This window comes from Streptomyces sp. NPDC019443, assembly GCF_044389785.1.
Taxonomy (GTDB): domain Bacteria; phylum Actinomycetota; class Actinomycetes; order Streptomycetales; family Streptomycetaceae; genus Streptomyces.
Map to the genome: position 1 here is coordinate 207,484 of NZ_JBIRYJ010000008.1, position 11,851 is coordinate 219,334.

An 11,851-nucleotide genomic window follows, 5' to 3' on the forward strand; every position below is an offset into this window, starting at 1 on the left:
TTCTCCAGTTTGTGTTCAGGCGGCCATCGGCCACCGTTCGACCGTACGGTGTACAGGGCGACGCTCCGTCGGCGGGTCCCGGCCTGTAGAGGGACGCTGAGATCGACTTGGAGGTTGCCCCGCGTTCAGGTGCGCGATGATGGAAAGCCACCCGATGTGAACCTCAGGGAGACCCCGCATGGCACCGCGCATCCTGCTCGCCCGGCACGGCCAGACGGAATGGTCACTGCTCGGCAAGCACACCGGCAGGACGGACATCCCCCTGCTCGAAGAGGGCAGGCGCGGGGCGAAACTGCTGGGGGAGCGGCTGCACCGGGCGCCGTGGTCGGGCCTGGAGGGCGTCGAGGTCCGTACGAGCCCGCTGGCGCGGGCGGCGGAGACGTGCGCGCTGGCGGGGTTCGGGGACCGGGCGACCGGGTGGGACGCCCTGATGGAGTGGGACTACGGGGCGTACGAGGGCCTGGCCCCGGCGGACATCCATGCGGACCGCCCGGACTGGTTCATCTGGCGCGACGGCGTCCCGGACGGCGAGACCCTGTCGGAACTCGGCGCGCGGGCGGACGAGGTGGTGGAGTGGGCGCGCTCGGCGGACCGCGACGTGCTGGTCTTCGCGCACGGCCACATCCTGCGGGTGCTGGGGGCGCGGTGGCTGGGCATGGACCCGTCGTTCGCGGCGCGGATCAAGCTGGACCCGACGAGTCTGTCGGTGCTCGGGTGGGCGTACGGTGCGCCGGCGGTGGAGCGCTGGAACGACACGGGCCATCTGGAGGGTTGAGCTTCCCGCCCGGGGGCGCCCATCACGCCCTTCGCAGCGACTCCCCGTGCCGCTCCAGGAACGAACCCACACCCCCCGTCCTCCGCTTCGGCAGCAGCACCCTCGCCGTGTCCGACAGCATCGACTGGATGCGTGACGACCGGACCTCCGCCAGCAGGTCCAGCACCTGGTGGCCCGCCTCCGCCGCCTCGTCCGGGGCTCCGGCGCGGGCCAGGTCCGCCGCCAGTTGCGCCCGGTACAGGGCCAGGTTGCGGGTGAAGCGGCTGTCCTGGAGGGTCGCCGCCCGGCGGGCGTGGCGGGCGGCCCGGGGCCAGTCGTGGAGGGCCGACCAGCACTGCGCCTGCAGTGCTTCCAGTTCCGGTTCGCCGAAGAAGGACATCCACTCCGGATCCGCGTCCGCCGGGCCCCGGTCGAAGTACGCGTACGCCCGCCCCAGGGACTTCTCGCAGCCCGTACGGTCCCCGAGCCCCGCCCAGCCGCCCGCCTCCCGAAGCGAGAGCAGGGACAGCAGCCGCGGCGAGGCCAGCTGCCGCGCCGCCCGCTGGCCCGCCTGGGCCGAGCGGACCGCCTCCCGGTGGCGGCCCGCGTCCCGCGCCAGGAAGGACGTATTGCAGAACGCGTGCGCCTCCAGCGCCGGATCGCCCGCCACCCGAGCCGTCGCCAGCGCCTCCGCGTAGTGCGAGCGCGCATCGTCGAACCGGCCCGAGTCGTGCGCCAGCCAGCCCACCGAGATGGCGAGTTCGCCCGCCCCCGCGTGCAGCCGGTCCGCCGTCGAGGGGCGCGCGGCCGTGCCCGCGTCGAGCAGTGCGTACGCCGCCCGCAGCGGCTGCGCGGCCCGCTTGTAGAGCCCGTCCGCGCCGTGCCTGTCGTCGAGCAGCCGGATCCGGCGTACCGCGTGCTCGACGGCGTTCACTTCCGCCTCGCCGACGCGTCGCTGTGCGGGCACAAGGCCGGGGCCGGGACCGAGCCCGAGAGACGCGGCCGCCACGGTGGCGGAGCCGCTCGTCATGAATGCGCGACGCAGCACGTCGCTCTCCTCGTCGATGTCGCTGTCACTGTTGCCGTCAAGGTCGAGGGGGCCGAGGGAAGGTTCGGGCGGCCGCCCCCGGCCGCCGCCCCGCACCTGTTCCCGCGCCGCGAACCCCAGGTCCGCCAGCGTCAGACCGGGGAACATGTGCAGGAACACCCGCTCGTACGCATAGTTGGGACAGCGGATCTCGCCTGCCTCGACGCGCCCGACATAGCGGGCGTCGCACGAGACCTGCTCGCCGATCTCTCGAGCCGCCTTGCGCACACTCGCCGCGAACTCCCCAGGCGAGCGCTGCCCCCGCAGCCGGCGGAAGGCGAGGTTGGGAACCGCCCGGTTGGGAACTGCCCGTGATGCCTGTGACGATGACGCCATGGCCGAGCCCTCTCTTGGTGCAGCCGTGTTCCGGCGGAGCAAGAACGTACCTGCTGTGATGGACCGCACACACAGGGTTTAGCTACAAAAGGGATATCTCTCCCTCGATCTGCCATGAACTGCCATCCTTTGCGGCGGCGAGCCGCCGTAGCCCTTGACGCGAACGGGCGTTGAACCATCCGGAGGCGCGGTACGTGTCTCCACTCGAGCGAGGAGGGGATCCCCTTGTTGGAGATCGGCATGGAGACCAGCGCCAACGGCGGCTCACGCACGACTGCGACGACTGCTCGCCGCAGGCCAACCCCGGACAGCAGCGCACCGCCCGGCGACGACGCGGAGCCCTGCGATCTGGTGACCGTCCCCGCCAGGCAGGGGCTCGAGGCCGTCGACATCCTGCGCCGCGGCGGTGTACCGGCCGTCGGCCCGGTGCTCCACGACGGCACCTGCGACACCCTCGGCTTCCTGGTGCCGCCCGGCACCGCGGACGGCTGGGACATGCCGGGCAGCGCCTGTACGCAGACGTCGGGACGCGGTCTGCGGATCCCCGCCGAACCCCCGGTCACGGGCACCGGCACCGGTGCCGACACTGGCGCCGACTGGTTACTGCCGCCGGACGGCGCCGGCCCGGTCACCGACCCGGTGGTGCTGCGCGAGGCGCTCGGCGAGGCGGCCCGCCTCATCGAAGCCGCCGACAACTGTTGCTGAGCCCCGGCCGCTGAGCCCCCCATCCGTACTGCGCCGATAATGGGCTGGTGGCAAAGAGCAAGCGGCGCAGCCGTACGGGCGGGGCAGGCGGCCCCGAACCCGTCGTCGAGCAGGTCGACGGCGGGCTCGCCGAGCTGATACCCGACCGCGAGCGGCCGCGCGGCTGGACGCTGCTCCTCGACGGCGCCCCGCAGTCCCATGTCGACCTCGACGACCCGGTCCATCTCTCCTTCGAGTACCAGCGCCGCCTCGGCCATGTCGCCGATCTCGCCGCCCCGCCGGGCCGCCCCCTCCAGGTCGTGCATCTCGGTGGCGGGGCCTTCACTCTCGCCCGCTACATCGCGGCGACCCGCCCCCGATCCACCCAGCAGATCATCGAGTTGGACGCCTCGCTGGTCCAACTGGTCCGCAAACAGCTCCCGTTGGACCCCGGCGCACGCATACGCGTCCGGTCGGCCGACGCCCGCGCCGGGCTCGGCAAGGTCCCGGACGACTGGGCGGACCTGGTGATCGCCGACGTCTTCAGCGGAGCCCGCACCCCCGCGCATCTGACCAGTACGGAATTCCTCGCCGAGGTGCGCAGGGTCCTGAAGCCGGGCGGGCACTACGCCGCGAACCTCGCCGACGGGCCGCCGCTCGCCCATCTGCGCGCCCAGGTCGCCACCGCCGCCGCCGTCTTCCCCGAGCTCGCGCTCGCCGCCGACCCGACGGTGCTGCGCGGCCGCCGCTTCGGCAATGCGGTGCTGCTCGCGTCCGACGTTCCGCTGCCCGTCGCCGAGCTGACCCGCCGCGTCGCGAGCGACCCGCACCCCGGCCGGGTCGAACACGGCAGGGCGCTCACCGACTTCACGGGCGGCGCGGCCGCGGTCACCGACGCGAGCGCGAAGCCGTCACCCGTACCGCCGCCGGCGACGTTCCGTTAGCGCGGTGACCGGGACCCGGCGATTGAGGACGGAACAGACAACCTAGCGGTCGTCGAACTCGACCATCGGCGGGTGGCCGTTCCAGGTGCAGAAGACCGAGACCTCCCGGCCGTCCTTGGTGAAAGTCACCCGGATCCACGTCGGTTGCTTCCAGACCTGCATCTGCCAGGCGGCGTCCGGCGTCGCAGAGACCAGCTCCGCCGACGACTCGCCGATGTCGAAGACGACCCGGCCGCCGTCGACGGTGTAGCCCTTCACATTCCCGGACGGCGTCGCCGAGGCCGGCGGCGACGACGGCTTGGTCTTGCTCGGCTTTCCGGCCGACCCAGTGGCCGACGGCTTGCGGGTCCTGTCCGCACTGCCCGGCTTGGACGGCGTCGGGCTCGGCGACCGTTGCGTTGACGATGCCTGCGGTTTCGCGCCCTGCGTGGTGGCGCCGTCCGCGGTGATGGGCAGCGCGCGCGGCCGGTCGTAGGCGGTCCCGGACATGACCGTGTGGACGCCCCACCAGGACAGCGTGACCGCCGCGCCGGTGGACAGCGACCACGCCATGGCATGTACGAGTCCTCGATGCATCGGGGCCATACTGCACCACGCACCCCGCAACTGTCCCTAGAGGGACCGGCGTCCTCCGGATGGCGTACGGTGCCGCCCATGGCAAGTGTGCTCGTGGTCGAGGACGACCAGTTCGTGCGCTCCGCCCTCATACGGCACTTGACCGAGGCCTCCCACACCGTACGGAGCGTCGGCACGGCCCTCGAGGCGCTGCGCGAGGTGGCCCATTTCCGCTTCGACTTGGTCATCCTGGATCTCGGCCTGCCCGATCTGGACGGGTCCGAGGCGCTGAAGATGCTGCGCGGAATCACCGACGTACCAGTGATCATCGCGACCGCGCGGGACGACGAGGCGGAGATCGTCCGCCTGCTCAACGACGGCGCCGACGACTACCTCATCAAGCCCTTCTCGGTGGAGCACCTGTCCGCGCGGATGGCGGCCGTGCTGCGCCGCTCGCGCGCCGCCGGGGACGCCCCGCCCTCGGGCGTCATCCAGGTCGGCGGGCTCTCCATCGACCCGCTGCGCCGCCAGGCCGAGCTGGACGGGGCGGCACTCGACCTGACCCGCCGGGAGTTCGACCTGCTGGCGTTCCTGGCCGGGCGGCCCGGCGTCGTCGTACCGCGCAAGGAGCTGCTCGCCGAGGTCTGGCAGCTGAGTTACGGCGACGACCAGACCATCGACGTCCATCTGTCCTGGCTGCGACGGAAATTGGGCGAAACGGCAGCACGGCCCCGCTATCTGCACACCCTCCGCGGCGTCGGCGTGAAGCTGGAGCCGCCGAACGGACGCATGCCGTGAACGGACGCATGCCGTGAACGGACGCATGCCATGAATGGACACATGTCATGAGATGGGCGCTGGTCAAGGTCTCGCTGGCCGTCACCGCCATGGTTGTGGTCGCCTTCGCGATACCCCTCGGGCTCGTCATCAAGGAGATGGCCAGGGACCGGGCCTTCTCCAACGCCGAGCGGCAGGCCGCCGCCATCGGCCCCACCCTCTCCATCACCGCCGACCGCGATCCGCTGGAGCGGGCGGTGATGTCCACCCAGGCCGGATCGGCCGGGCGGATGGCCGTGCACATCCCGGCCTCCGGCGAGCCGGGCAGCCAGCCGGTGAACATCGGCACCCGCCGGGCGACCCAGAAGGACCTGGCGACCACGCGGCGGCTCGGCCGCGCCTCCATCACCGAGGTGACCGGCGGCTCCGCGCTCCTCCAGCCCACCGCGATCAGCACCGGACAGATCGCCGTCGTCGAGGTGTTCGTACCGGAGGGCGAGGTCTCCAACGGCGTGGACACCGCCTGGCTGGTGCTCGCCGGTGTCGGCATCGCGCTGATCGTCGGCTCGGTCGCGGTCGCCGACCGGCTCGGCATCCGCATGGTGCAGCCCGCCCAGCGCCTCGCGGGCGCGGCGCACGACCTGGGCGAGGGCAAGCTCGGGGCGCGCGTCCCCGAGGAGGGGCCGACCGAACTGCGTTCCGCCGCTATCGCCTTCAACTCCATGGCCGACCAGGTGGTCCAGCTCCTCGCCAATGAGCGCGAGCTGGCCGCCGACCTGTCGCACCGGCTGCGTACGCCGCTCACCGTGCTGCGCCTCAACGCCGCCTCGCTCGGCGACGGACCCGCCGCCGACCAGACCAGGGCCGCGGTCGAGCAGCTGGAGCGCGAGGTCGACACGATCATCCGCACGGCGCGCGACGCCAAGCCGCAGACCGCGTCGCCCGGCCCCGGAGCCGGTTGCGACGCCTCCGAGGTTGTCCGGGAGCGGATGGACTTCTGGTCGGCGCTGGCGGAGGACGAGGGCCGCAAGGTGCGGGTCGCGGGCGTCGACCGGCCCGTACGCATCCCCGTCGCGCGCCCCGAACTGGCCGCCGCGCTCGACGCGTTGCTCGGCAATGTCTTCCGGCACACCCCGGAGGGCACGGCCTTCTCGGTCGACGTACACAACGGCGGGGACGCGGTCATCGTGCTGGTGTCGGACGCGGGCCCGGGCATCACCGACCCGGAGGCGGCGATGGCCCGCGGTAACAGCGGGGGCAGGGACGGCTCGACGGGGCTCGGCCTGGACATCGTGCGCAGGGTGGCGGAGTCGACGGGCGGGGACGTACGGATAGGCAGCTCGGTGCTCGGCGGCACGGAGGTACGGATCTGGATCGGGCTCGACTCGCGCGAGGGGCTGCTGGGGGAGCGGAGACGGGGCCATCGGGGAACGGTCAGACGCCGCAAGGGCGTCCGCCTGAGAAGTGACCGGGGCGTTCGGTGACAGCGAGACCGCGGGTCGCCGGAGCCGGCTCAATCGCTCTCACTGGTCTCGACCATTAATCCGTTCCGATGCCCTCCTTAAGAGCGTCCTAAGAAGCTCAACCCCCGCCCCGAACAGGTCATTTGTCCGTTTCCGGGCCGCTAGCGTGCTGCCACACCCCCACCCCCCGTAACGCAGAGGCAGGCACGCAATGGGCAGCAGCACGCACCGGCGCAGGGCGAGCGCGAAGACCAAGGCGGTCGGCGCGGTCGTCGCCGCCGCCGTCATCGGCGGCGCGGCGTTCGCCCTCACGGGCACCGCGCAGGCCGCAGCCGTAGGCGCCGCGTACACCAAGACGAGTTCCTGGACCGGTGGTTACACCGGCCAGTACGTCATCACCAATGCCACCGGAAAGGCGCAGTCGGACTGGACGCTCGAGTTCGATCTGCCCAAGGGCACCACGATCGGCTCGCTGTGGAACGGCGAGCACACCGTGAACGGGCAGCACATCACCGTGAAGCCCGCGAGCTGGAACAAGGAGCTCGCCCCCGGCAAGTCGGTGACCGTCGGCTTCGTCACCTCCGCGAGCGGTACGGCGACCGTCGCCGACCCGACCTCCTGTCTCATCAACAAGGTCAAATGCTCCGTCGACGAGGGCGCGACGCCGCAGCCGAGCGGCCGCCCCACCGAGCAGCCCACACCCACCAAGACCCCGAGCCCGACGGCGAGCGCCACGCCCACGCAGAAGCCGACCCCCACCCCGACGCCCACCCCCACCCCCACCGAGACGTCCGGCGGCGGCACGGGCGCCGGCTTCGCGCCGTACATCGACACCTCGCTCTACCCGGCGTACGACCTGCTGGACACCGTCACGAAGACCGGAGTCAAGGAGTTCAACCTCGCCTTCATCACCTCCGGCGGCAGCTGCGCCCCGCTCTGGGGCGGCGTCACCGACCTCGCCAGCGACAAGGTCGCGGCCCAGATAGGCGCGCTGCGCGCCAAGGGCGGCGACGTCCGGGTCTCCTTCGGCGGCGCGGCCGGCCATGAGCTGGCGCTGAACTGCTCCTCCGCCGACGACCTGGCGAAGGCGTACGGCAAGGTCATCGACGAGTACAAGCTCACCAAGGTCGACTTCGACATCGAGGGCGCGGCCCTGCCGGACACCGCCGCCAACTCCCGCCGCTCGCAGGCGATCGCGCAGCTCCAGAAGTCCCACCCGGGCCTCGACGTCTCCTTCACCCTGCCCGTCATGCCCGAGGGACTGACCCAGCCCGGCGTGGATCTGATCGCCGACGCCAAGAAGAACGGCGTGAAGGTCGACGCGGTCAACATCATGGCGATGGACTACGGACCGGCCTACAGCGGTGACATGGGCCAGTACGCCATCCAGGCGGCGACCGCTACCCAGGGCCAGATCAAGGGCGTGCTCGGGCTGTCGGACGCGGCCGCCTGGAAGGCCGTCGCCGTTACCCCGATGATCGGCGTCAACGACGTCGTGACCGAGATCTTCAAGGTCGACGACGCCACGCAGCTGGTCGACTTCGCCAAGTCCAAGGGCCTGGGCTGGCTGGCCATGTGGTCCTCGACCCGCGACAAGCAGTGCGCGGGCGGCGAGAAGCCCGCCGCGGATGCGACGTGCAGCTCGATCCTCCAGGAGCCGCTGGCCTTCACGAAGGCGTTCTCCGCCTACAAGTAGGACCCACCAAGCCGCCACCCCCCGGCGGCGCGTCCCGGCCGGACTGCCCCCCACCCGGCCGGGACGCGCGTTTTTGTTCACCGGCGGCCGAGTACGGCGACCGCCCGGTCGAAGGCCGAGTCGCGGTCCTGGGCGAACTCCTCGTCCGTGAAGACCGGTTCACGCATATGCGGCGGGATGCCCGGACCGTCGAAGGTCACTCCCGTACGGGTCAGGAACTCCTCGTTCGGCAGCATGCTGCCCGCCCGCGCGCTCGGTGGCGACGTCCTTGACGCAGCTGACGCCGGTGACCTCGTACTCCTGCAGATGCTCCGCGTCCGGCGTCAGCACCTCGCCATACCCGTCCACCCGCCACACCCCGGACGGCGGCCGGGCAGGCTCCGCGCCCGCCGGGGCGAGCGGCAGGGCCATGCCCGCGGTGACAGCCAGCAGCGCGGTCGCCGCGACGGTCCTGCAGATGGTGCCCGATCCACTCCTGAGCTGCATGGTCCGTGCCTTCCCCGTACGTCGTCGATCTCGTACCACCACGATCGGCTCGACGCGTCTTCCGGAACATCCCGCTGTCCGGCCGGTCCGTGGTGGGGAAAACCCCCGCGGCCATTGAGTGGTGCAAGCCGTCAGTCCGTACTGAAGGGCATGAAGGACACGGTTTCCCCCATCACTCCCATCACTCCCATCACCGGCAAAATCCGCCAAGCGCCGCGCAGGGCCGCGTTCTTCGATGTGAGCGGCACGCTGGTGCGGCAGGCCCTGTGGAACGAGTCCGGCCTCGCCGCGTATCTGCGGCACGCGGTGGCGGGCGATCTGATGGTGCTGGTCTCCAGCTCCCCGCTGCCCGTGGTTGCCCCGTTGGCGGCGCGGCTCGGCGCGGACGAGATGCTGACCTGCATGCGGGGCCACGGCAAGGGGTACGCGGCGCGCACGCTGATGCGGGAGTACGGCTTCGACCCGGCGGACTGCCACGCGTACGCGGACGAGGCGGCCGACCTCGCCCTGCTGACCGAGGTCGGCAACCCGGTGGTCGTGGGTGATGACCCGGTGCTGCTGAGTCACGCCCGACGGGGTACGTGGCCGGTGCTCAGCGAGTGAGGTCCTCGGCCGGCGGCTGGGGGAGTACCCCGGACTCGGGAAGTACCCCGGACTCGGGGAGTACCCCGGACCGGGCCAGCGCCGCGTACCAGTGCGCGCTCGACTTGGGCGTACGGGCCAGCGTCTCGTAGTCCACGTACACCGCGCCGAAGCGCTTGCCGTAGCCGTAGGACCACTCGAAGTTGTCCATCAGGGACCAGAGGAAGTACCCGCGCACATCCGCGCCGTCGGCGATCGCGCGGTGAACGGCGGAGAGATGGCCGTGCAGATAGCGGATGCGGTCGGGGTCATGGACCGAGCCGTCCGCCGCGGGCTTGTCGACGTACGCCGCGCCGTTCTCGGTGATCATCAGCGGCAGGCCCGGGGCCTCGCGGGTGTAGTGCAGCAGCAGGTCGTAAAGACCGGTCGGGTCGATGGACCAGCCCATCTCGGTGCGCTCGCCCGGCGGCTGGTGGAAGGAGACCGAGTCCGCGCCCGGCCAGGGGGAGTGCTCGCTCGCGCCGTGGCCGTCGCTGCGCTCGGGGCGATTGTCAGTGGCAGCCGATACAACTGCAGGTGCGTAGTAGTTCAGTCCGAGCGAGTCCAGGGGGTGCTTGATGACGGCCAGATCGTCGCCGTGGACGAACGACCAGTCGGTCAGGGCCGCGGTGTCCGCGAACAGGTCCTGCGGATATGTGCCCTTGAGCATCGGGTCCGCGAAGACGCGGTTCGCGAGCGCGTCGATACGGCGGCGCGCGTCCAGGTCCGCGGGGCTCTGGCTGCTCGCTCTGACCACGCTCGGGTTGAGGCTGACGGAGAGCTGGGATCCCGCGGGCAGGGCTGAGCGCAGCGCCTGGGCGGCCAGGCCGTGGCCGAGGTTGAGATGGTGGGCGGCGCGCAGCGCGGCGACCGGGTCGGTGCGGCCCGGCGCGTGGACTCCGGAGCCGTACCCGAGAAAGGCGCTGCACCAGGGCTCGTTGAGGGTGGTCCACATATCCACGCGGTCGCCGAGCGCGTCCGCGACGATACGGGCGTAGTCGGCGAAGCGGTGCGCGGTGTCCCGCTCGGGCCAGCCGCCCGCCGTCTCCAGCTCCTGGGGCAGATCCCAGTGGTAGAGGGTGAGCACCGGACGGATGCCGTGGGCGAGCAGATCGTCGACGAGGCCGCGGTAGAAGTCGAGGCCGCTCCGGCCGGCGGGGCCGCGGCCGGTGGGCCGCACCCGGGACCAGGAGACGGAGAAGCGGTATGCGTTGACGCCGAGGCCCGCCATCAGGGCGACGTCCTCGGCGCGGCGCTGGAAGTGGCCGACCGCCGTGTCCCCGGTGTCACCGCCCTCCACCTTGCCGGGCGTATGGCTGAAGGTGTCCCAGATCGACGGCGTGCGGCCGCCCTCCCGTACCGCGCCCTCGATCTGGTACGCGGCGGTCGCGGTGCCCCACAGGAAGGCCGGCGGGAAGGTCATGGACATCGGTGAGCTCCCAACATGTGCGTAGGGATGTATGCGTAGGAACGACTGCATAGGTACGGGAATGTGAGGGGGCGTCAGCCCTTGACCGCGCCCTGCATGATGCCGCCGACGATGTGCTTGCCGAACACGACGAAGGCGATCAGCAGCGGCAGGGTGCCGAGCAGCGCGCCCGCCATGATCACCGACTGGTCGGGGATATAGCCGCGGCCGAGCCCGGTCAGCGCCACCTGCACGGTGGGGTTGCCGTTCTGGGTCAGCGCGATGATGGGCCAGAAGAAGTCGTTCCAGGCCATGACGAAGGTCAGCATCCCGAGCACCGCCATCGCGGGCCGCGCCGCGGGAAAGACGACGTGCCACACCACGCGCCAGCTGCCCGCGCCGTCCACCCGCGCCGCCTCGATCAGCTCGGTGGGCAGCGCCTCGATCAGGTACTGCCGCATGAAGAAAACCCCGAAGGCGCTGACCAGGGTGGGCAGGATGACGGACTGCAGCTGGTCGGTCCAGGACAGCTCGGCGATCAGCATGTACAGCGGTACGACGCTGAGCTGCGGCGGCACCATCATCGTGCCGATCACCAGAAGGAGCAGGAGGTTCTTGAAGCGGAAGCGGAGTTTGGCGAAGGCGAAGCCGGCGAGGGTCGAGAAGAGCACGGTCCCGGCCGCGATCGACCCGGCGACGATCGTGGTGTTGAGCAGGGCGGTGCCCATGTTGGCGTCGGTCCAGGCGATCTCGAGATTCTTGAAGAGATTGCTGCCGAACCAGAAGGGCGGGGGAGTCTGCGCGAGCCGGGAGCTGCTGCGGGAGGCGGCGACTGCCGTCCACACCAGCGGAAAGAGGGAACCGACCGTGAACACGATCAGCACGGCACAGGTGATCCGGCCGCCGTGCAGCTGACGTCCGGCGCGGTTGGCGCCTCGGGTGCCTCCGGCACCTCCGGTGCGGCTTGTGTCTCCGGCACGACCGGCACGACCGGCGCGGCCTTTGGCGCGCTTGGCACTGAGCAGTGTCGTCATCGTCCT

Annotated in this window: 12 protein-coding genes; 7 read left to right on the plus strand and 5 right to left on the minus strand. The window is 71.3% G+C overall.

Annotation, left to right across the window (positions count from 1 at the left end):
- The first annotated feature begins 178 nt into the window (after positions 1-178).
- Positions 179-775: a histidine phosphatase family protein gene (locus ACH492_RS25120; protein ID WP_398989926.1), complete on the plus strand. Its 597-nt coding sequence runs from the start codon at positions 179-181 to the stop codon at positions 773-775.
- Positions 776-797: 22 nt separating this feature from the next.
- Here the strand turns inward: ACH492_RS25120 and ACH492_RS25125 are convergent, their stop codons facing one another.
- Positions 798-2,177: a tetratricopeptide repeat protein gene (locus tag ACH492_RS25125; protein ID WP_398989927.1), complete on the minus strand. Its 1,380-nt coding sequence runs from the start codon at positions 2,175-2,177 to the stop codon at positions 798-800.
- A gap of 240 nt (positions 2,178-2,417) precedes the next feature.
- On the opposite strand from ACH492_RS25125, the gene ACH492_RS25130 reads away from it, so the two are divergent.
- Positions 2,418-2,882, plus strand: coding sequence for a hypothetical protein (locus ACH492_RS25130; RefSeq protein WP_398989928.1), 465 nt, complete (start codon positions 2,418-2,420; stop codon positions 2,880-2,882).
- Positions 2,883-2,929: 47 nt separating this feature from the next.
- Positions 2,930-3,805, plus strand: coding sequence for a spermidine synthase (locus tag ACH492_RS25135; RefSeq protein ID WP_398989929.1), 876 nt, complete (start codon positions 2,930-2,932; stop codon positions 3,803-3,805).
- Between the two features lie 42 nt (positions 3,806-3,847).
- On the opposite strand, the gene ACH492_RS25140 is transcribed toward ACH492_RS25135, so the two are convergent.
- On the minus strand, positions 3,848-4,390 hold the full coding sequence (locus ACH492_RS25140; protein WP_398989930.1) for a hypothetical protein: 543 nt from the start codon (positions 4,388-4,390) through the stop codon (positions 3,848-3,850).
- Between the two features lie 69 nt (positions 4,391-4,459).
- On the opposite strand from ACH492_RS25140, the gene ACH492_RS25145 reads away from it, so the two are divergent.
- The 3 genes from ACH492_RS25145 to ACH492_RS25155 all read left to right on the plus strand — a co-directional run bounded on the left by ACH492_RS25145 (position 4,460) and on the right by ACH492_RS25155 (position 8,296).
- Entirely contained in the window at positions 4,460-5,158 is a 699-nt protein-coding gene (locus ACH492_RS25145) for a response regulator transcription factor (protein ID WP_398989931.1), read from the plus strand.
- Positions 5,159-5,205: 47 nt separating this feature from the next.
- Positions 5,206-6,621, plus strand: coding sequence for a sensor histidine kinase (locus tag ACH492_RS25150; protein ID WP_398989932.1), 1,416 nt, complete (start codon positions 5,206-5,208; stop codon positions 6,619-6,621).
- A gap of 190 nt (positions 6,622-6,811) precedes the next feature.
- Positions 6,812-8,296, plus strand: a complete 1,485-nt coding sequence (locus ACH492_RS25155; protein WP_398989933.1) for a cellulose binding domain-containing protein — start codon at positions 6,812-6,814, stop codon at positions 8,294-8,296.
- A gap of 159 nt (positions 8,297-8,455) precedes the next feature.
- On the opposite strand, the gene ACH492_RS25160 is transcribed toward ACH492_RS25155, so the two are convergent.
- On the minus strand, positions 8,456-8,782 hold the full coding sequence (locus ACH492_RS25160; RefSeq protein ID WP_398989934.1) for a hypothetical protein: 327 nt from the start codon (positions 8,780-8,782) through the stop codon (positions 8,456-8,458).
- Positions 8,783-8,932: 150 nt separating this feature from the next.
- Here ACH492_RS25160 and ACH492_RS25165 point away from each other — a divergent pair, with 150 nt between their 5' ends.
- Positions 8,933-9,385 carry an HAD family hydrolase gene (locus ACH492_RS25165; protein ID WP_398989935.1) on the plus strand — a complete coding sequence of 151 codons (453 nt, stop codon included), beginning with the start codon at positions 8,933-8,935 and terminating at the stop codon, positions 9,383-9,385.
- On the opposite strand, the gene ACH492_RS25170 is transcribed toward ACH492_RS25165, so the two are convergent.
- On the minus strand, positions 9,375-10,832 hold the full coding sequence (locus ACH492_RS25170; protein WP_398989936.1) for a GH1 family beta-glucosidase: 1,458 nt from the start codon (positions 10,830-10,832) through the stop codon (positions 9,375-9,377). The genes ACH492_RS25165 and ACH492_RS25170 overlap by 11 nt on opposite strands.
- Positions 10,833-10,906: 74 nt before the next feature.
- Entirely contained in the window at positions 10,907-11,845 is a 939-nt protein-coding gene (locus tag ACH492_RS25175) for a carbohydrate ABC transporter permease (protein ID WP_398989937.1), read from the minus strand.
- Positions 11,846-11,851: the final 6 nt, after the last annotated feature.